Raw genomic sequence first — 21,207 nt, forward strand, 5'->3', positions numbered from 1 at the left:
TGTGATTAAGCGTTTGCAGCAATGACGGCTTTTTGAGCCGCGTCGGCCATATTGTCCGCCGAAATGATCGGCAACCCAGATTCTGCAAGTATTCTTTTCCCCAGATCCACGTTCGTGCCTTCCAGGCGCACCACCAGCGGCACGGTCAACTGCACATCCCGCGCTGCTACCACGACCCCTTGGGCGATGACATCGCATTTCATGATACCACCGAAAATATTGACCAGAATCGCTTGCAATTTAGGGTTGCAGAGCATCAATTTAAACGCTTCGGTCACTTTCTCCGCTGTAGCGCCACCGCCCACATCGAGAAAATTGGCAGGGTTGCCGCCATACAGCTTAATGATATCCATCGTTGCCATCGCCAAACCAGCGCCGTTCACCAAACACCCAATGTTGCCATCGAGAGGTATATAGGAAAGCTCATGTTTCGAAGCTTCGACTTCTACCGGATCTTCCTCATCCAGATCGCGCAAGGCGGCAATCTCGGAATGGCGAAACAATGCGTTATCATCAAAATTCATTTTGGCATCGAGAGCAATCACGCGCTGATCCGTCGTCAAGGTCAACGGGTTGATTTCCAGCAGCGACGCGTCGGTATCATCGAATGCACGGTATAAATCTTGCAGCAGCGCAGTAGCCTGAGGCCACGCCGGCGCCGGAATATCGATTTTCTGGAGTATATCTTCGGCTTGTTGCTGGCTGAGACCAGCAATCGGGTCGATGAATACTTTATGAATTTTTTCCGGGGTTTCAGCCGCGACTTTTTCGATATCCATGCCACCCGCAGAACTTGCCATCAAGCAGACGCGCTGACGGCTGCGATCCACTACCAGGCCGACATAGTATTCCTTGACGATCTGCACGCCTTGCTCGATGAACAGCCGATGGACGATTTGTCCTTCCGGACCGGTTTGATGCGTAATCAAGCGCATATTCAAAATTTCATTCGCACGTAGCCGTACCTCATCGAGGGATCGGGCTATTTTTACGCCCCCTCCTTTGCCGCGCCCGCCTGCGTAAATCTGCGCTTTGACTACCCAAATCTTCCCGCCTAACTGCTTAGCCGCGCTCACTGCATCATCCACAGTAAAACAGGCGATGCCTTTAGGAGTAAGCACACCATATTTCTGCAAGATTTCCTTTGCTTGATACTCGTGAATTTTCATCTGTGGGTCTCCAGATAGATATGTCGACATTCAGTATCGCAGTATAACGTAATCGATCCATTTCATTTCATTCGATATTCATTCGCAATTTATCAAACTTCTCAATGGTTCCTTTTAATGCGCAGCTCCATTATATTGTGCACATTTTCCTTCACTCGCCATTATTGAGCATGAATTTAGCGGCAAATTTAACAAAATCTCATTGCACCAACTGCCGATATTACAGGTCTTATAAGGAAATTCTGGATACTGAATACATTTGCTTTATTCAGTATTCATTCAGATTTTTGCCGATATCATGAGTAATACTGTGACACAGATTGAGCCGGAGATGAGATGAACAGATTCCAATTGACATGCATGGCATTAGCGATGTGTGGAGTATTTGCAACTAGTCCAATCAGCGCTGAGGGAGGCGATGGCGGTGGCGATGGTGGGGGATTTGACGGTGGCGGATTCGACGGTGGGGGCTTCGATGGAGGATTTGATGGCGGAGGGTTCGACGGCGGCGGCTTCGATGGAAGCTTCGACGGTGGTGGCTATGAAGGTGGCGGTTTTGACGGAGGTTATGACGCGTCTGACCAATTCGAACAAAGCAACGATTTCAATGGAGGTTTTGAACAAGGCGATTTTGATCAAGGAGATTTCAATCAAAATGACGCATTCGGTGCCGACAGCCCTAATCAACAGGAGTCAATCGATTTTTCGGATGATGTCAATCCAGCAACGGATACCAGTCAAGCCCATGATCCGCAGACAGATCAGGCTATTGATCCCGGAGCTGAGTCTGCACAGCATAAAGAAGTAAGCCCGGAACCAAGTCAAGCAGATGGTTCGGCTGCAAGCGAAACATCTGCCGAAACCAATCCGGCCATTCAAGATAATGTTGCTGATCAACAAGACAATGCTACGGAGCAAAATACAAACGCTTCCGCTGATTCTGCCACTGCAAATGACACAACTGCTCCAACAGACCAAGCCGTCCAGGCCGGTGGAGTGGCGCAGGACGGCACATCAAACCAGAATGTCAATATTCAAAATAATGTGCAGACCGATTCGTTGACCGGCAATCACATTCATGACGGACATCACCACCACGGGCATCATCACCACTTCGATGGATTCGGCTTGGGACTGGGCGTCGGATTGGGATTAGGCTGGGGTTTCGGCCCAAGTTGGGGTTGGGGCTGGGGACCTGGTTGGGGTTGGGGCCCAGGTTGGGGCTGGAGCACCGGTTGGGGTACCGGATGGGGCTGGGGTTCAGGTTGGGGAGGCGCCGGTTTCTACAATAATTACACCTTTGGTCCTTATCGCCGTTTTGGTAGCAATTATTTTTACGGCGGATATCCTGTTGGCGTTGTCAGTGCTCCGGTAATGTCCTCGCCCACACTGCTGGCACCTGCTTCACCGACGTACATTCAGCAAAATGCGGCGCCCCGTCCAGCCCCGGCACCCAAAAACACCTATTGGTATTATTGCCGCAACCCAGAAGGCTATTATCCGCAAGTCAAACAATGCTCGGGTGGATGGATAAAAGTGCCGCCACGGACTTAATTAATCGGAAACTATCGGTCTGCATCAGTTGCAATCCCGGATAAAAAGCATGCTTGCCGGTTCGTCAAGCGTACTTTTTTATTGATTTGATTCTGAATGGATTCTTTAGAACACATACAGCGTCATCAGGAATACTTGCGCCAAGATAAAGAATTTAGAAATCTTCTCTCATCGTGCATTCCAGCGAAAAACGACAATGATGATTCCCGCAATGCCAGAAATCACACACGATCCATGCAATGCATCGAGTGATACGATACCCAGTAAAGGATTGGTTTCGCTGAACGGTGCAAATGGCTGAATGTCGCCATGCATCAGACTATCAAGCGCGATATGCGAATAAGCACCCAACGTAGCGCCGACAAATATTTGCATTACCTCAAGTTGCTTCCAGCCCAGTATGTTCGGAAGGTATGTAATTCGAGATAACTTCCGCACACTAATAAATAATCCAAGAATTAACAACACCACGAGCGATGCGCCAATATAGGTATGGAAAAAGCGATGCAAGGGATATTGCTCCGTCAGCATGAAATATAAAGGCTCCACGTCGATAAGCACATTCGCGGCACAAAAAGCCAACAAGCTCATCCGCTTGGGTGCCATTGCATACATTGCAATTCCGGGCCCAAAATGAAAAGGAGTGAAAGGCATGTAACGAAGACGGTATTGATTATTTACTGTGCAGGGCTAAGAGGCAATCCCATGTACCTCTGTGTAAACCGATCTAAAACCATGGTGACTCAAACCAGTTCATTCTCATACCTCACGAGATCTCACCTTGCTTTTCCAGATGCGCTTCCACATCCTGCTGACTGAATCCGATTGCGCTGGCGACACGATCGGCATGGCTCACTGTCGAGATTCCGGGAATCAAACGATGCGTTGGCGCCTGGGACAGAAATTCGACTTGCAAATAACGGCCAATCCCATCGCTTTGCAAGCGCTCGCAGAGTTCATGGTTGTGAGTGACGAGCAAAGTGCTTGCGCCCAGTTTATGGAATCCCTTGAGTATGTATTCCGAAATAGTCATTTTTTCCTCAAATGTCGTGCCTTCGGATAATTCATCGAGCACGACCAAACTGCGCGGCGTCGAATTGAAGAATATCTCCCTCGTGCGTTGCAGTTCATGGCCGAAACGCCCCATCGCGGCGCTGAGCTGCCCGGGATCGGGCACTTGATAATAAATATGTTCCGCCGGCGCCAATTGGCCATGTTTGGCAGGGATATAACAGCCAATTTGGCCTAATAATTGAATCTGTGCAATCGTTTTGCAATACGCGGTTTTACCGCCGCTATTCGGCCCCGTGATGATCAATACCCGACCGGATTGATCAAGCTCGATGTCATTGGGCACATAATCGGGAATATGCTTGATCAGAAGCGGATTTCTCGCCTGATGAATGAGGAGACGATGCTGTTTCTCATCAAGGACCGCAGGCAGCGTTTTATCGCCATGTATCGATTCTCCATAACGGTGAAACGACAGCAGTTCATCGATCAATCCCAGCGCTTCGATCGCTTTCGCCAATTCAGGGCTTTCCCGGAATAGCCTGCGTAACGGATAAATGATCGAATCCCGGTCGGATACTCCCATCGCCAGCAATATGATCGGAAACACCGGCACGGTCAGCGCCAGAATACCGTAACCGATATAGGACGCATTGAATTGCGGCATGAAGTTCTCAAAGAAGAACAGCATTCCATAGCCGGCCGCAAAGAATATCGCGGCAGGCATGATCTTGAACAACGATGGATGAAAACGTGAATATAGGTGCAGCCGAGGTTTCTCCCGCTTGGTTTTAAATTTGCCGCCCGAGGAATACACTGGGCCTTTCATCAATTCATAGATGCGCGATTGACCCAACCCGCGAATCGCATCCAGCAGGGTTTGCAAATAACCCGATTGCGGTTGAGTCACATCATCCGCCTTTTCAACCAAATCGACGACAAACTGCGTACCGTCCTGAAATTGCCGGTAGCCATAACCGCCAAATTCCAGCTTATCGGTACGGCTGCTCGGTTCATCGGTTGCCAGTCCGCCGCTGAATTCACCATACAGCAGATATTTCAATGACTTCTCGCCCGGCGCAATTTTTCTGATATAAGTGTCGAGCGCTTCATACAGGTGCGGATTAGATTCAATCTCGCGTAACGCTTGCTGTTTTTGCTGCAATTTCTCCGCATCCCATTCAGGGCGCGCCAATGACCGGTACAGTGCCAAACGCCCAATATCGGTCGTAGCGAAATCAACCGCATGAAACAGCGCCTCAGTCTCTATCGCTGTAAATGTCTTGGGATCGAGTGCTGCATGATCCGTTTCAGTAGGTCGAAAATCCTCCATGGTGGTCGGTTGATCGGAGTCAGATAAGAGGTATTTATCGCGCCAAATAGTCGTCATGCGGAGTGTCTCATCAAAGTTATCGTGGTTCAGCAAGGCCATTAAAGTATGAAATGAACGTGTAAAATACGCACATTTACCATGAAACACAACACAATGCCGTTCTACCACACACCGGCACCGTATTGTTAATGATGATACCGAACAAAAAATTTCTGCGATGGATTACTATCGTCCTATTGATAAGCCTGATAGCCTTATTCAGTTGGTATTTCACCCGCCCTCAGCCGGTACCCGTCGATGTTGCGACGATCGAAATCGGCGATGTCGAAGCGACAGTCGTCAATACCCGTGCGGGCACCGTCAAATCGTGCCAGCGCTCCAATCTCGCGCCGGCTTCGGGCGGACAAATCGCTAAAATCTGGATCAAGGAAGGCGACCGTGTGCAGAAAGGACAGACTTTGCTGGAACTCTGGAACGAGGATTTGAGAGCCCAACGTGAGCTGGCGCAACGCCAGTTGCTGACTGCGCAGGAGCGTCGCCGGGAAACCTGCATACTGGCCGAGAATGCACGACGTGAAGCAATTCGCACGCAACAATTGGTCGAAAAAGGGTTCGTCAGTTCGCAGCGGGCGGATGACGCCAACGCCAATGCGCGTTCACGGCACGCGAGTTGCGATGCAGCCATCACGGATATACAACGGGCCGAAGCGCAAGTCCGCGTGGCACAGGCAGGACTTGACCGAACCATCATCGTTGCGCCTTTCTCAGGCGTGGTGGCTCATATCAGCGGCGAGTTAGGCGAATTCACCACCCCTTCCCCCCCGGGCATTCCGACACCGCCAACCATTGATTTGATCGATGATGCCTGCCTCTACGTTACCGCACCGATGGATGAAGTCGACGCGCCAAAAATCAAGGTCGGTCAGAACGCGCGTATCACCTTGGATGCCATGCCAGACAGGATTTTCCCTGGAAAAATCCGCCGCATTGCGCCGTATGTCACTGAAATTGAAAAACAGGCCCGTACCGTCGACATCGAAGTGGATTTTTCAACCATTCCGGCTGATGCTTTATTGGTCGGTTATAGCGCCGACGTTGAAGTGATTCTTGAACGTAAGGAAAATGTCCTACGGATTCCAACGCAGGCTGTCCGGCAAAACAAAATGGTATGGATGGTTGATGATAAGAACCGTTTATCCGAACAATCGATCGAGACCGGCCTCAGCAACTGGAGCTTCACAGAAATCCGCACGGGCTTGGGAAAAAGTGATCGCGTATTGATTTCATTTGACCAGGACATTCTCAAACCCGGCACAGTCGTGCAGCCCAAAGCGAACTAATCATGATTCGCCTGACATCGATAACCCGCACATTTCACATGGGTGATCAGGCAGTGTATGCGCTCAACGACGTCGATCTGTACATACCATCCGGCGAATATGTATCCATCATGGGTCCATCCGGTTCAGGAAAATCGACATTGCTCAATATTATCGGTCTGCTCGACAAACCCGATAGTGGTACCTACGAGCTCGACGGCCGATTGATCACCGATTGGTCTGACATTGAACAGGCACAGATTCGCAGAGAAAAAATCGGCTTTGTTTTTCAATCATTCCATTTGATTCCACGCCTGACCGCTGCGGAAAATATCGAGCTGCCACTGATACTGAGCGGTGTTCCTGTTGCACAGCGACAGAGTCGCGTCAACAATGCGTTACAAGCATTCGAATTGTCGGCGCGCGCGCATCACCGGCCGGCTGAACTTTCCGGCGGCCAGCGCCAACGCGTGGCCATAGCTCGCGCCACGATCATGCAACCCAGCGTCATTCTGGCCGATGAACCGACCGGTAATCTGGATCATCAAATTGGAGCTGAAGTCATGGCGCTGCTGGAAAATTTGCATCATGGCGGCACCACACTCATCGTCGTCACCCATGATCGCGAACTGGGCGCCCGCGCACATCGCCAGATTGGCATGCGCGACGGAAGGATTTTAACGGATCACAGCAATGACGCTCACTGACACGCTGCAAACTTCGCTCAAGACGGTCATCAGCTACCGGATGCGCTCACTGCTGATCATTCTTGCAATGGCGCTCGGCGTCGCTGCTGTCGTGATGCTGACGGCACTGGGAAATGGCGCAAGAAATTACGTGATCAATCAATTTTCATCGATAGGTACCAATCTACTGGTCGTTCTGCCCGGCCGAGCCGAAACCTCAGGGTCTTTTTTGGGTGCGGTATTGGGTCAAACACCACGCGATCTGACACTGAAGGATGCGCAACTCATCGGCCGGTTGCCGCAAGTTCGGCGCTATGCGCCCTTGAATGTCGGCGCTGCCGAGTTGTCAGCCGCCAACCGGTTGCGCGAAGTGACGGTATTGGGGAGCACGGCCCACCTGATCCCGATCCGCCACATGAAGCTGGCGCAGGGAAGCTTTCTCGCTCATGGCACAGAACGCGCTGCACATATTGTGCTGGGCGCGAAAATCGCTCGTGAGTTTTTTCCGCATAGCCAAGCGATCGGTCAGCGGGTTCGATTGGGTGGCAATCGATTTCTAGTATCGGGAGTTCTCGCATCACAAGGCGAATCAATGGGCTTCAACACCGATGAGATTGTCATCATTCCGATCGATTATGCTCAGGCGTTGTTCAATACCACTTCGCTCTTTCGCATTCTGATCGAAGCCAATAGCCATAGCGATATCGAACCGACCAAACAGGCGATTCTCGAAACCTTGCGGCAAAGTCATGAGGGCGAAAACGACACCACCGTGATCACGCAAGACGCGGTGCTTTCCACCTTTGACCGGATTCTACATGCGCTGACCTTGGCGGTTGCGGGCATTGCTGCAATCAGCCTGATTGTCGCGGGTATTCTGGTCATGAATGTGATGCTGGTCGCAGTTACTCAACGCACGGCCGAAATCGGCCTACTCAAGGCTATCGGCGCTACCTCCATGGATATTCGCAAACTTTTCTTTGCCGAAGCATTGTGGTTATCGTTGGTTGGCGCCCTGCTGGGATTCTTGTTGGGACAATTCGGCAGCTTGCTATTGCGCCTGGCCTATCCGCAATTACCGGCCTGGGCGCCAGGCTGGGCTTCATTTGCCGGTGTCGGCGTAGCGCTGATCACCGGAATCCTGGCAAGCCTATTTCCTGCGGCCAAGGCGGCGCGATTAAATGCCGTCCAAGCATTGAGTAAGAAATGAATCTGGCGGATACCCTACGATTTGCATTTCGATCGTTGACTGCACATCGATTGCGCACGATTTTATCGATATCGGCGATCGCAGTAGGCATCGCAGCGGTGATTCTGCTCACCGCGATCGGAGATGGGGTACAACGTTTTGTGCTATCGGAATTCACGCAATTCGGCACGAACATTATTACCATTTCACCCGGGAAAATTAATACGCATGGTGGTTCTCTCGGTGCCATCGGCAGTGCGCGATTGTTGACCATTGAAGATGCCATGGCGCTCAAGCAGAGCCGTTATGCACAATATACCAATGCCAGCGTCGTCGGAAATGCCGAGATTCGTGCGAACGGACGTAGCAGGCGGGTAACAGCCTATGGTCAGGGAGCGGATTTTTCTCGCACCTTCAACATGCAAGTGGCCATCGGTCAGTTTCTTCCGCATGACGATCCCCGTAATCCGCGCGCCTATGTCGTTCTTGGCGCAAAGGTACGCACTGAACTGTTCGGCGATGCCAATCCTCTCGGTGCTCTGCTGCAGGTCGGCGGATCGCGCTTTCGCGTCATCGGCGTCATGGCGTCGAAAGGTCAGGTGCTCGGTTTTGATCTGGATGATACGGTATTCATGCCTACGACACGCGCTCTGGAAGTTTTCAATCGTCAGGGCGTCATGGAAATCAATGTATCTTATTTTCCGGAGGCACCCATTGATGCCGTGGTCGACGATATTCACCGCATTTTAGTGGCCCGGCACGGTCGTGAGGATTTTACCATCACACCCCAGAAACAAATGCTCAGCACCTTATCCACAGTACTGAATGTACTGAAATTTGCTGTCGCTGCGCTGGGAGGCATCTCGTTATTGGTTGGTGCGATCGGCATGATCACATTGATGCATATCGCCGTTTCAGAACGAGTTTCCGAGATCGGTTTGCTGACTGCATTAGGTGCAACGCGGACACGGATTCGGGTGCTCTTCTTGGTGGAATCCATCGCGCTCTCTACTGCTGGCGGATTGGTCGGTCTGGCCGCAGGTTCCGGCATAGCAGGATTACTGAAGCTGCTGATTTCCGGATTGCCCGTGAATGTGCCATGGGACTATGTAGTAGGTGCGTTATGTTTATCGATGCTGATTGGGCTTGCCGCCGGCGTCATTCCGGCAATGCGCGCCGCACAGTTGAATCCGGTGGACGCATTGCGAACGGAATAATCAAGCTTCTGTTTTCTCCGACTCCAACAAAAAATCACTGATGGGTCCGGGCTTGCCAATGTAATACCCCTGCGCATAATCGATATCCATCTTTTCGATCAACGACAAAATTTCCGCGCTTTCGACGAATTCTGCCGTGATTTTTTTGCCGAAGCCGCGGGCCACGCTACAAAGCGCATTGACCAGAATCACGTCGTCGCTCCCCGCTGATAGGGTTCGTATGAAGGAACCATCGATTTTAACGACGTCCACGGGCAGTTCTCTCAGGTAATAGAAGGATGAGAAACCGACACCAAAATCGTCCAGTACAAATCCGCACCCTAGTTCCTTGATTTCCTTCATTAAAGCTCGTGCACCGGGTAAATCTTCCAATGCCGCCGTTTCCGTGATTTCGAACATTAGATTTTCCGGATCGATTTGATACGTCATCAATTGTTCCTTGAGAATGGGGAGTAATTGCGGGTCATTGAACGCATGCGCGGATAAATTGATAGAGAAATTGACCGGATTGCCGCTCTCAATAATCTTGGCGGCATGGGCAATCGATTTCCGCAGCACCATATGATCAATGGCATGAATCAAGCCCGTATGTTCGGCGGCAAGAATGAAATCTGCGGGTGAACGTATCGCGCCATCCGTGTCCCTCATGCGAAGCAGCACTTCGTAATGAGTGATTTCCTTGCTTTTCACGTTCATGATGGGTTGGAGATACAGCATGAAATTATCATGCAAATGAGCATATTCAATCTTCTCTTTCCAATACACCAAAGTATGGATACGCTCACGATTCCGATCATTATCGGAAAATAAATACCAGGTATTGCGTCCTATGGCTTTCGCCTGGTACATGGCAAGATCAGCCGCCGCCAGCAAATCCTGAATATTTGAACCGTGTTCGGGGAATAACGCGATACCGATACTGGCAGAAATTTTATGGGTGCGGTTATTGATCGTGAGATGCGCAGCCTGATCCAATTGATTCAGGACTTTCTTAGCCACTTCGATGGCGCCATCGGCATTGATTTCCGGCAAAATGATCGCAAACTCATCGCCACCGAGACGGCCGGTGATATCATCGGCACGAATGGTTTCATCGAGCATCGTTGCAACAATTTTAAGTAATGCATCGCCTGCTTGATGCCCGCTGGTATCGTTGATGTACTTGAAGCGATCCAAATCGAAGAACAACAGCGCTCCAGGATGCCGGTAGCGCTCCGCGCGACTCAGTACTTGCTCTAGTTCTTCACTGAAACGGCGCCGATTGAACATATTAGTTAATGGGTCATGATCCGCCAGCCACGCCAAATGACCTTCTACCCGTTTATATTCCGTGACATCCAATCCCACGGATAGTATGGAGGGATCTTCCTCCGAATTCCAGCTCAAGTGCGAGTGCAACCAAGCGACATGACGCGTTGATCCATCCTTGCAATGCGTAATCGCCTCATGACGTAATTGCATTTTATGACCGGTATGAATTTCCTTGAAGCGCTCTTTTGAATCCTGTGAATCATATTCCGGAATGAGAATGCTCAGAAAGGATTTACCCTGCAGATCCTTTTCGGAATATCGTGTCAACATCTCTCCATAGGCATTCACTGAAATAATCTTACCTTCATGATTTTGTGTCAGCACAATCGCTTGTGCGGTATCCAATAAGTTTTTGACAAAATCCCTCTCCCGGCTCAATTCGTCCCGTTGCTCAATCAACATTTTGGTTCGGGTGGATACTTTGAGCTCCAGCTTTTCCAATTGCAGCGATAGCGCCACCGCAGCCTCAGCGAGCGTATCGATTTCATCGCTATCTCGATGTGCACGGCCTGATGAAGCCAACGACAGACGGAAATTTTCAAACTGGCCATTGGCCAGTAACGGCAGTGCAATCGCGACATCCCGCAAGCGCGACAATAAGCGTGTAAAGATCAGCAGCAGCAATACTTCGGAAATAATCAAACCGAATATGCCTATTAATGCAATTTTCCAAATAGAATCATGGATATTTTTCACGGCAGCGGTCACATCGGTAATGACGATCAAGTGCGCGTTATCCGGCTCCACCGAATTTAAAGGCAATAGCTTGACTTGCTGATAGTGATGATTCCAGAAAAACTGAATCCCATCATTCAGAACCGCAAGATCTGAATAAAACTGAGAGACATTGCTGAGCATCGCAAAATTCTTTTCTCGTGTAGTCAATGCAGAAATTTGCACTTCCCACGGCGGAATATCTGCATCTTCGAGTTGCGTTGCATTTTTTCTTTTTTTGACGAGCAAACCAATGTCAGCCCCAAATATTCGCTTGAATGCCAGCAAAACATCCGCAAGAGAAATTCCCAGCACGACGGCGCCTACTTTACGTCCTTCCACTAAAAGCGGCGCTACGATGAGCTGCAAACAGCTTTCTCTGCACAATAACGGACTGATTGGCCGTTCGGATCGATTAACCTGGCTTACCCAATCGAGCAACATATTCTGCTCGTAGAACGTCGAGCCGAGATTATCCCAGCTTGCATTCAAATCGTTGGATTGGTTATAAAAATAAATGAATTCAATGCCATTATGCAATTGCAACAACGCCCAGTGCTGATCAAAAGCTTTATCGATGCTTTCTCCATCGTTGACCAGAAGCGCCTTTTTCATACCATCGAGAAATGGAATAATTTCTGCAAGCTGGTACAGATTCTGTGAAGTATTGTTGATTAAATTATCAATTTCTCTGGAATAGCGCCGGTAATCGGTATCACGTTGGCTATCGAAATTGGCCATCAAGCTTAAATAGCTGATGAAACAAAATATTACTACCAGGGCAAGCAACAACAAGCTGCTGCTGAGTGAAATTTTCCAACGCAAACTCCGGAATCGCTTCCTGGGAAAGGGAGCAATGGGGATTTTTTCTAATTGATACTCAGAACTTTTATCCATAAGACATTCCGATCAGAACCGGTAAGAAGCCTGAATGGCGTACAAATCCCAGTGTTGGCTTGTGGGTCCTTCAGCAGGTGTGTTATCAAGTCTCGATAGCCATCCAGTGCCATTAACTCGATGATACTCAGCGCGCAGCATGAATTCCGGTGTGACATTCCAGCGCAAGCCTACCGTGATATCCTTGGCAAAACGCGAGTGCGGGGCTATCTCGAGCTTATGCTGAGCAAGCATTTCTGCTGCAAACTCTTTACCACTTCGATCGGATCTATCCGTATAGAGCACATCATATCGAATAAATGCCTCCCACTTTGGAGTAAAACGATATTCCCCTTGAACATAATAGCTTTCTCCGAAAAAATCTGCTTTATTCAACAGCATGGTATCACCAAATGTATGACCGTATTTAAAATGACGCAAAGCATACTCCGACGTTATGCTCCATCGCTCTGCATTGTATTGAGCAGAAAAATAAATGGGCGTAAATTGTAGCGAACCAGCACGAATTGGATCGATTGCACCTTGAGGATCATAGCTAGTATTCAACCATATTCCACTGATCCCTAGGCGCAATCGCTTATCATTGGTCTCAAAAATCCCACGACCAATATAGGATGCTTCTCTTTTTAAATGACCTGAAGGGCCAGGCGCAATAAGTGAAACTTCTGTATCTCTATCGCTGACAATGGGCCACCACACCCCAAATTGCGTAGAAAAGGTACCCAAGTTTCCAATCGCCGTTTCCCCATATAACTGTACGGAATCCCCTGAAAGCCCCAGGTTGCGGGTACGATCGAAATAAATCGACTGCGGCAATAAGATACTGGGCCGGGTATGCGCCACATCCCGGGTTTCATTATAAAACCCGAAGGGATTCTTCAATCGACCGATCCGAATGCCATATTGATTGGCATCATAGGAATACAATTGATAATCCAGAATGGCGTAATCGAGCCGTGGCATTCCGCTATTTCCCTTACCGGCACGCCGTGATAATACCTGTGCAGATAATTGCAGCTTAGGCAATGGCCGAACAGAAACATTCAGGCCCGCTTCGGTTAACCCGAAACTGCCGCCGTTGTCGCTGTTGCCAAACACATCATTATCCGAGGTTGTAATATAACCTTGACTCGCAAAACCATGAATTTGCAAATCTCCTGGTAATTCCTTGGTGCGGAACCAATTGACTGTCTTATTGAAGAAATTAGGTTTCTGCTTAGCCGTGCTCATACTTGATTCCACGGCTTGCGCTGGCAATTCCGAAGTTGGTAGCAGCGGCATCGATTGTTGCGCTGATTCGATTTTTTTATGAGTCTGATCAATGCCTTGTGCCTGAACAGATAAGCCACCCGTCAGCAATAAAAGTAGCAGCGCCCTGCCCCATGGGCAGGTAACTGTAACTATACGATAGCTACTTAATCTGGAGCACGTTAACTGTATCATTAATTTTTGCTCTCCATAAATAACCTATTGCGCCAGGCGTGCTTGCTACTTTCACAAGCATCTCGTCGATTGAATTTACTTTGATGGGTGCTTGGCCAGTACCTGAGAATACCAACCGGTCCCACATGGATCTCAATTGATAAGGAAATACATTCAGTATTTCCTTGGATACGCTTTGATGCAGTTCATCATCATCCGCTAGTACAAAAACTCTGATCTTGGCTCCATCGGGCCAGGTTTTTTGACGCATACTGAAGATTGAGCGCAGCGAATTGAGAGAAATTTCCTTTTCGCCCACCCCGGGATAAATCACGATATCATATTGATCGCTTGCCCATGTATCCGTATTGATAAATGAAAGCGATGCCGACAATAAACAGCAAATCAATACTTTTATCGAAAATGAGAAGTAACGCAGAAATGTTGGTATCAAGAATTGGAATCCATTCAAAGAATATTTTCTAATTCAATACCTTTTCATCGGAAGAAATAAAGGGATCGTATTTGCCGCAATCTGTCACGACTTCCCAAGCATCATGATGTTGGGTGTACATTCTGGTTAAGACTTCTTCAACCTTGACGAAATAAGGGCGACGCATGCCATGATAATTTACTGGGGGGCCGATCGGATTAAATTCTAATCCGTCATAACTGAGTAATCTGTTCAACGCGGGATCCATGACTGAGAGCCAGTTTCTGATCCCATATTTTTTTGACATACGAACCACACCCGCCATGAGCACCAAGGCAATGTTGAGGGCTGAGCGGCGATCCGTACCTCGCCTTTCGTGCGATACAATTTTATTGATGCTAGCGCTGGAAAGAGCTTTGCGACGTTCTCCCTTGCGCCGCTCTTCTCCTTTACGTCGATCAAATTGACTAACCACTACAAAACGTGAAATCTCTGCAGTTTGTTTTCGTGGCAGAGATTTGATATCACAGAGCTCTGGATCTGAGTGTCCATATAATTCAACAGGGAGCAATTTATCAGGCTCAGATGAGTCTTCTAAGATGAGACGAACAGTGCCTATATAGGCGCCCGTCGGCCGGTATTTTAAGAGCGCATGAGAAGAATGGTGATCATAATCATCAGTCTCAAGCATATCGGGACACTGATCGGCATCAAATCCCGGCAGACGCTTTTCCACACACAACACCTGATAGCGAATTCCATAAACTTTTTCAAGTAACTCTGTCGTATCAGCTATTACGATTTCAAAAAATTTCTGAAAGCTATTGTACAAATCATTCATAGAATCACCCAGTTTAATTATCTCCGGCAATACTTATATTCTGACAATTATGCACACCCATTTCTTGATTCAGAAACTGCCAAATAGTCAATTTATATCTATAAATATAAGCCTGGTTTTCTTTATATCATTTATAAATTAGAGTAAAAACAGCAGCCCTATTTCATGATTTTGAACTGCTCGCGTATTAATCATGGGATTAAGGATTCACTAAGAACTAAACTCCGACTTTTTTAATGGCTCTATTTTCTGTTCACTGTATATTGGTCAATAACTTTCTCGTCTTACACCTGGGATCGTTTACTCCTTCCTAATTAGCACAATAAATTTTGCTTATTTAAGTATATTTAACATTAATATTCAACTGATCCTTATCATTTCCCAAATTAATCCTAACAAAGGTCTCAATTTGTGCATTATACGCAACATACACACTTAAAAAATCTATTTGGTCAATGTCTTATAGGTCAATTAATCTATGAGCTTTGTAGTATTAATCTTATACTAACACTTCAATGGGCAAGGGATGATTCAGAAATGCCTGGGGACTTGCAGTCAAGCCATAAGCTCCAGATTGCAAAATAACCACCAAATCTCCTACAGAAGCTTTGGCCATGGGTAATTGATCGGCCAGGATATCCAGCGGAGTACACAAAGGCCCAACCACTGAAACCACTTCCCGCTCACTGCCGCGAACTTTATTGCCGATGATGACCGGATAATTTTTTCGAATAACCTGGCCAAAATTACCCGAAGCTGCCAAGTTGTGATGCAAGCCACCGTCTGTTATCAAAAATGTTTTCCCTCTTGAGAATTTACGCTCCAGTACCCGGCATACATAGACTCCAGCTTCTCCCACGAAATACCTTCCAAGTTCCAGAGCTATTCTCGTAGAAGGAATATGCCGCTTCAAACGAACGATCAACCTCTGCAGGGTTTCTCCAACGGCTAGTAAATCCAATGGACGCTCACCCGGAAAATACGGAATACCGAACCCTCCACCGATATTGATCAGCTTGATCGGAAAAGATGCATACGCCGCCAGCCGAATCGCCAATTGCATCGTGTTTTCATGAGCCTCTTGTATTGCCGCAGTATTCAGATTTTGTGAACCGCTGAAAATGTGAAATCCAATACATTCCAAACCCATATAGTCGATTTGCTTTAATAAGCCAGGCATACACTCAGCATCAACGCCGAAGGGCGTGGCGCCGCCACCCATTTTCATGCCAGAAGATTTAAGCTCAAAATTCGGATTAATACGTATCGCCACTTGAGGGCGGATGCCTAACGAATCCCCCAATTGGGCAATTAATGCCAGTTCCTGCGAAGACTCGACATTCAAAAGCACTCCAGCGGCAATGGCGCAACGCAGTTCATGTTCCTTTTTTCCTGGCCCGGCAAAACTGACAGAAGCCGGGGGCATGGGAGTATCCAGTGCCACTTTCATTTCCCCTACCGATGCCACATCGATACCGTCAACCAGACTCGCAAGATGTTGTACCACAGCAGGCATCGGATTGGCTTTCATCGCATAATGTAATTGAATCTCAGGTGGTAGAGACTGGCGCAGCAAAACAACTCGATCGGTCATTTGCTGGCGATCATAGGCATAAAAGGGGGTTGTGCCGATGCGTTGCGCCAGCTGCGTCAATGCCATGCCGCCAATGTGCAAGCAGTCATTCTGAACGGGGAATTGGTGCAGTGGTGCATGTTCAGGTAATACGCTACTCACTTTCCGCCTCAGTAAAGAAAAATTGCACTTCCTGGAAAATCGAGGCTCGGTCAATCTTGCCGTTCGGATTACGCGGCAAGGGGCCTACGCGTATTTCGATATGGTGTGGAAGCATATACGCCGGTAATCGCTGCTTGCAGTACTGCAATAATCGCCGGGAATCCAATATCACATTCCTCATGCCACATACCACGGCAATAATGGCCTGTCCTAACAACGGGTGCGGAATCCCCAATATTACAGCTTCCGCAACCTCTCCCGTGGAATACAGAATTTCCTCTATTTCAGTCGGACTGACTCGATAACCGGAGGTCTTGATCATCGCATCGCGCCGCTCGATGAAATACAAAAATCCTTCATCATCCATCCGCACGGTATCACCGGACCATGCTGCTATTTCAGCGATGGACAGACCTTCCCGATGAGTTGTAATCGGCCTGAAGCACTGTGCGGTTTTTTCAGCGTCACCCCAATAGCCCAGAGCGACAAAGGCACCCCGATGCACTAATTCTCCGGCTTCTCCAACTGCGCAACACGATCCATCTTCACGCAAAACAAGTATCTCAGCATTGGGTACAGCTTTACCGATCGAATCCGGTTTCCGATCCAATTCTTCAGGGGCCAGAAACGTCGAACGAAAAGCCTCTGTAAATCCATACATCAAGAAAATTCGCGTTGCGGGCAATGCCCGTCGTAATCGATCGAGTGTTTTGCGCGGCATGACGCCCCCGGAATTGGTAATGTAACGCAATGACGTTATTCTTTCCCAGTTCAAGTCAGCCAATTGAATCCACAGCGGCGGCACGGCAGCGAGGCCGGTAATGCCATAGTGTTTGACAGCATGGATAATGTCATGTGGCAATAAGTAATTCATCAATACAGCAGCAGCGCCAACATGGAAAGCACTCATCAGTTGGTTCAATCCGTAATCGAAACTCAGCGGAAGCACTGTCAAAATCCGATCGTCAGATCGGTTTGCCAAGTATTGGCTGACGGATTTTGCGCCGGCCACGATATTCCGATGCGAAAGCACGACACCTTTCGGCTTGCCAGTACTGCCTGACGTATAAATGATCGCCACCATATCCTGATCAATCGTCGGTGAGGCAACCCGTTTTCTTTGCTCATTGCCCAGGTCTTCCCACGGAATGATCGCACAACCATTCAGCGACGCCGGTTCACCCTCGATATCGATTGCAATGATCAAACACAGATCATGGCAATTCGCTAGAGCTGCCTGCAGTACCCTGAGTCGGGTGTGTGAGGTTACCAAGATTCTCGCAGCACAGTCGTTTAAAATATAACTCACCTGTTCAGGTTTCAAAAGAGGATTAATGGGTACAAATACCCCTCCGGCCGCTGAAACCGCACCTATCGCAATGACGGTTTCCAAACGTTTTTCCAAATAGATCGCGACCCGTTCAGCCCGTAGCAAGCCAAGCGAATGCAAGCCATGGGCTCGCACTTCGATCTCGGTGGCCAAAGCAGCATAGCTCATTGATCGCTCCTGATACAGGATGGCTTCAGCTTGCGGTGAGCGTTGGGCGGATTTAACGATCAGGTCGTGAATCAGATCAGTCATGTATTTCAATAATCTTGTGGATGCACATAAACAATCAGTCAAAGAGCGAATGCTATTATAATCATCTTGTTTTATCAGTGCTTAAATGAAAGAAGCACCACCAGTGCCATTCATAAAATGGCGTAACTATATAATTTTTTTCCACTCGTTCATACAACATGGTACGTACCCGATTTGCTCCCAGCCCTACCGGCTACCTTCACATTGGTGGCGCCCGCACTGCTCTTTTTTCCTGGGCCTACGCTCGCCGTCATGGCGGCAAGTTTATTTTGCGCATCGAAGACACCGATCAAGAACGTTCGACCCAACAATCCACACAAGCCATACTCGATGGCATGGCATGGTTGGCCATCGACTATGATGAAGGCCCTTTTTATCAAATGCAACGATTGCAACGCTATCATGAGGTTGCTGAGCAACTGTTACGAAATAACCAGGCCTACTATTGCTATGCTTCCAAGGAAGAATTGGACGAGATGCGTGAACGGCAGCTCGCTGCAGGACAAAAGCCGCGATATGATGGGCGCTGGCGCGACTCAGAACAAACCCCGCCGGCAGGAATAAAACCGGTCGTCCGGTTTAAAAATCCGTGGCAAGGCCATGTGACTTTTAATGATCATATCAAAGGCCGAATTTCCGTTGCCAATGACGAGCTCGACGATCTTGTGCTATTACGAAGCGATGGCATTCCAACCTATAACTTCAGCGTAGTCATCGATGATCTCGATATGGCCATCAGCCATGTCATTCGCGGCGATGATCATGTCAATAATACGCCCCGCCAGATCAATATCCTCAAAGCTCTGGGCGCACCTTTACCCGAATACGCTCATGTCCCGATGATACTTGGCGCAAATGGCGAACGCTTATCAAAGCGACATGGCGCTGTTTCCGTTATGCAGTATCAAGAAGATGGCTATTTACCGGATGCTCTGCTGAATTATTTGGCGCGGTTGGGATGGTCACATGGCGATGAGGAAATCTTTAGTCGCGAAGAACTCATTGAATGGTTCGATTTATCAGCCATCAGCCGTTCTCCGGCTAAATTCAATCCTGAAAAGCTTCACTGGCTGAATCAGCAATATCTTAAAAAAACCGATAATCAGCATTTGGCTGAATTGGTCAAGCCCTTTCTTGATAAGGACAATTGCCCAGTTTCCGATGGTCCGAATTTAATCCAAATTGTCGATTTATTGAAAGAACGAGTGAACACCATTGAGGAACTGGCGGATGCCGCAGTGTATTTTTATCGTCCGCTTGAGCCAACGGATGAACTGAAATCTCAATTCTTCAATGCTGAGACAAAAGCGTTATTAGCCAATTTGATTGAGAAATTTGAATTTATTGAATGGACGCGGGAGTCCATTCATCATGAAATTAAGACCGCAGCCAAAGATCAGGATGTTAAATTACCCAAGATCGCTATGCCCCTAAGAGTGATGGTCACCGGCGAAACACATACCCCTTCGATTGATGCGGTGCTTGAGCTGTTGGGGCGGAAAGAAACGCTCAATCGCGTCAAGGCTAGTCTCGCTCGATTCCCGAGCTGATCTTTTCTTTACAATGAAACTAGGCGTCAGTATAATCGCTGTTCCTTTGATCAGGGGGTATAGCTCAGCTGGGAGAGCGCTTGCATGGCATGCAAGAGGTCAGCGGTTCGATCCCGCTTATCTCCACCAGTAATTTTAATAGTATAAAGCTATAGAGATATCAAACCTGTCCCCATCGTCTAGAGGCCTAGGACATCGCCCTTTCACGGCGGTAACAGGGGTTCGAATCCCCTTGGGGACGCCATGGACTACATCAACGCCGGTAATGGAAAGTATGTCAAACTGGCAAAATTTGTTTCCTACTTTTCAACATTCTCTGCAGCAACTTCGAAACATCTTCAAATTGATGAGCCTTTACTCATCTTCATTAGAGTCTTAAAGTCACACTGACTCACTGTTTCGTGACAGTCTCGTTCACTTTTAGATCAAGAAGACATCCGCAAAAATTTTCCCTGCCAGTTACTAAAACCAATTGTATTGTTCATTCAACAGTGACAGTATACTCATAGCCAGTAAGTGATTGCGTTCGCTACAGCTGGATGCGATAAGGCTCGCACTCTGATTAGAAACGGATCATGGCGACAGAAAAAACTAACGATGAGGTAGTAATAACAACCACTGATATTCACCTTGCGCGTGGAATCGGTGAAGCCATTCACGATGCGTATAAAGGCGATCTGGAATTTCACTATAATCCGGTGGAGAATTTTCGCCGTGTTCATTGGTTGCGTTAACTGAATGAGAAAATTCGGGTAACCGGTTAATTTTTTATCAGCATAAAGGAAATAATTATGACAGTCGGAGAAATCTGTAATCGCGAAGTAATCGTTATTCAACGAGACGAAACAACATTGGAAGCTGCCAAACTGATGCGGCAATATCATGTCGGCGCAGTAATCGTAGTTGAAGCGCAGAATGGTCGCCAGATTCCCATCGGCATCGTCACCGATCGAGACCTCGTCGTCGAAGTGCTCGCGCCGGAACTGGACAATACCGTCATCACGGTTGGAGACATCATGGCGCCGGAAATCTTCACCATCAAGGAAAATATGACTACGTATGAAGCCATTGAATATATGCGTCGAAAGACCATTCGCAGACTACCCGTCGTGGACGACTCGGGCGAATTGGTAGGCATGTTGACTTTGGATGATGTACTGGAATTACTATCCAGTGAACTTCAAGATTTGGCCAAGCTGGTAAGGTACGAACAAAGAAAGGAAATTCGTCACCGGCCGTAAGCT

17 protein-coding genes and 2 tRNA genes are annotated in these 21,207 nt (G+C 48.2%); 10 read left to right on the plus strand and 9 right to left on the minus strand.

Going from position 1 to position 21,207, the window contains the following annotated elements; all coding sequences use genetic code 11:
* Window positions 1-5: 5 nt before the first annotated feature.
* Window positions 6-1,169 (minus strand): ADP-forming succinate--CoA ligase subunit beta, encoded by a 1,164-nt coding sequence (gene sucC, locus ABF87_RS08655; RefSeq protein ID WP_160828729.1) that lies wholly within the window; start codon window positions 1,167-1,169, stop codon window positions 6-8.
* A gap of 336 nt (window positions 1,170-1,505) precedes the next feature.
* Here sucC and ABF87_RS08660 point away from each other — a divergent pair, with 336 nt between their 5' ends.
* Entirely contained in the window at window positions 1,506-2,723 is a 1,218-nt protein-coding gene (locus ABF87_RS08660) for a hypothetical protein (protein WP_160828730.1), read from the plus strand.
* A gap of 168 nt (window positions 2,724-2,891) precedes the next feature.
* Here the strand turns inward: ABF87_RS08660 and ABF87_RS08665 are convergent, their stop codons facing one another.
* Together ABF87_RS08665 and ABF87_RS08670 are read right to left on the minus strand one after the other, a co-directional pair.
* Window positions 2,892-3,377: a DUF4184 family protein gene (locus ABF87_RS08665; protein ID WP_275689459.1), complete on the minus strand. Its 486-nt coding sequence runs from the start codon at window positions 3,375-3,377 to the stop codon at window positions 2,892-2,894.
* Window positions 3,378-3,489: 112 nt separating this feature from the next.
* Window positions 3,490-5,124, minus strand: coding sequence for a DNA mismatch repair protein MutS (locus ABF87_RS08670; protein ID WP_160828732.1), 1,635 nt, complete (start codon window positions 5,122-5,124; stop codon window positions 3,490-3,492).
* A gap of 134 nt (window positions 5,125-5,258) precedes the next feature.
* On the opposite strand from ABF87_RS08670, the gene ABF87_RS08675 reads away from it, so the two are divergent.
* From ABF87_RS08675 to ABF87_RS08690, 4 genes are read left to right on the plus strand one after another with little or no spacing between them, the layout of a single operon-like run.
* The gene (locus ABF87_RS08675) at window positions 5,259-6,407 is read left to right on the plus strand and encodes an efflux RND transporter periplasmic adaptor subunit (protein ID WP_160828769.1); all 1,149 of its coding nucleotides are present in this window, start codon (window positions 5,259-5,261) and stop codon (window positions 6,405-6,407) included.
* A gap of 2 nt (window positions 6,408-6,409) precedes the next feature.
* Window positions 6,410-7,093 (plus strand): ABC transporter ATP-binding protein, encoded by a 684-nt coding sequence (locus tag ABF87_RS08680; RefSeq protein WP_160828733.1) that lies wholly within the window; start codon window positions 6,410-6,412, stop codon window positions 7,091-7,093.
* Window positions 7,080-8,282, plus strand: coding sequence for an ABC transporter permease (locus tag ABF87_RS08685; protein ID WP_160828734.1), 1,203 nt, complete (start codon window positions 7,080-7,082; stop codon window positions 8,280-8,282). Before ABF87_RS08680 ends, ABF87_RS08685 begins: the two co-directional genes overlap by 14 nt.
* Entirely contained in the window at window positions 8,279-9,478 is a 1,200-nt protein-coding gene (locus ABF87_RS08690) for an ABC transporter permease (protein ID WP_160828735.1), read from the plus strand. The genes ABF87_RS08685 and ABF87_RS08690 overlap by 4 nt, the downstream gene beginning before the upstream one ends.
* Here ABF87_RS08690 and ABF87_RS08695 read toward each other — a convergent pair whose 3' ends face one another.
* The 6 genes from ABF87_RS08695 to ABF87_RS08720 form a co-directional block, all read right to left on the minus strand.
* Window positions 9,479-12,400, minus strand: coding sequence for an EAL domain-containing protein (locus tag ABF87_RS08695; protein WP_160828736.1), 2,922 nt, complete (start codon window positions 12,398-12,400; stop codon window positions 9,479-9,481). It abuts the gene before it with no gap.
* A gap of 12 nt (window positions 12,401-12,412) precedes the next feature.
* Window positions 12,413-13,843, minus strand: a complete 1,431-nt coding sequence (locus ABF87_RS08700) for a hypothetical protein (RefSeq protein ID WP_164503196.1) — start codon at window positions 13,841-13,843, stop codon at window positions 12,413-12,415.
* Complete coding sequence (locus tag ABF87_RS08705; RefSeq protein WP_240143602.1) at window positions 13,812-14,216, minus strand: hypothetical protein; 405 nt, start codon at window positions 14,214-14,216, stop codon at window positions 13,812-13,814. Before ABF87_RS08705 ends, ABF87_RS08700 begins: the two co-directional genes overlap by 32 nt.
* 88 nt (window positions 14,217-14,304) lie before the next feature.
* Window positions 14,305-15,096 (minus strand): PEP-CTERM/exosortase system-associated acyltransferase, encoded by a 792-nt coding sequence (locus ABF87_RS08710; RefSeq protein WP_160828737.1) that lies wholly within the window; start codon window positions 15,094-15,096, stop codon window positions 14,305-14,307.
* A 499-nt stretch (window positions 15,097-15,595) separates the two neighbouring features.
* Window positions 15,596-16,831, minus strand: a complete 1,236-nt coding sequence (locus ABF87_RS08715) for a pyridoxal-dependent decarboxylase, exosortase A system-associated (RefSeq protein WP_160828738.1) — start codon at window positions 16,829-16,831, stop codon at window positions 15,596-15,598.
* A complete protein-coding gene (locus tag ABF87_RS08720) occupies window positions 16,824-18,413 on the minus strand; it encodes an acyl-CoA ligase (AMP-forming), exosortase A system-associated (protein WP_160828739.1) in 1,590 nt (529 codons plus the stop codon). The genes ABF87_RS08715 and ABF87_RS08720 overlap by 8 nt, the downstream gene beginning before the upstream one ends.
* 158 nt (window positions 18,414-18,571) lie before the next feature.
* Here ABF87_RS08720 and gltX point away from each other — a divergent pair, with 158 nt between their 5' ends.
* The 5 genes from gltX (at window position 18,572) to ABF87_RS08745 (ending at window position 21,204) form a co-directional block, all read left to right on the plus strand.
* Complete coding sequence (gene gltX, locus ABF87_RS08725) at window positions 18,572-19,963, plus strand: glutamate--tRNA ligase (RefSeq protein WP_160828740.1); 1,392 nt, start codon at window positions 18,572-18,574, stop codon at window positions 19,961-19,963.
* A 53-nt stretch (window positions 19,964-20,016) separates the two neighbouring features.
* Window positions 20,017-20,092 (plus strand) — tRNA-Ala (locus tag ABF87_RS08730).
* A gap of 39 nt (window positions 20,093-20,131) precedes the next feature.
* A tRNA-Glu gene (locus tag ABF87_RS08735) sits at window positions 20,132-20,207 on the plus strand.
* A gap of 331 nt (window positions 20,208-20,538) precedes the next feature.
* Window positions 20,539-20,697, plus strand: a complete 159-nt coding sequence (locus tag ABF87_RS08740; protein WP_275689460.1) for a hypothetical protein — start codon at window positions 20,539-20,541, stop codon at window positions 20,695-20,697.
* Between the two features lie 57 nt (window positions 20,698-20,754).
* Window positions 20,755-21,204 (plus strand): CBS domain-containing protein, encoded by a 450-nt coding sequence (locus tag ABF87_RS08745; RefSeq protein WP_160828741.1) that lies wholly within the window; start codon window positions 20,755-20,757, stop codon window positions 21,202-21,204.
* The last annotated feature ends 3 nt before the right edge of the window (window positions 21,205-21,207 follow it).

Origin of the sequence: Nitrosomonas sp. JL21, assembly GCF_009833095.1 — a bacterium.
In the GTDB taxonomy this organism is placed as follows: Bacteria; Pseudomonadota; Gammaproteobacteria; order Burkholderiales; family Nitrosomonadaceae; genus Nitrosomonas.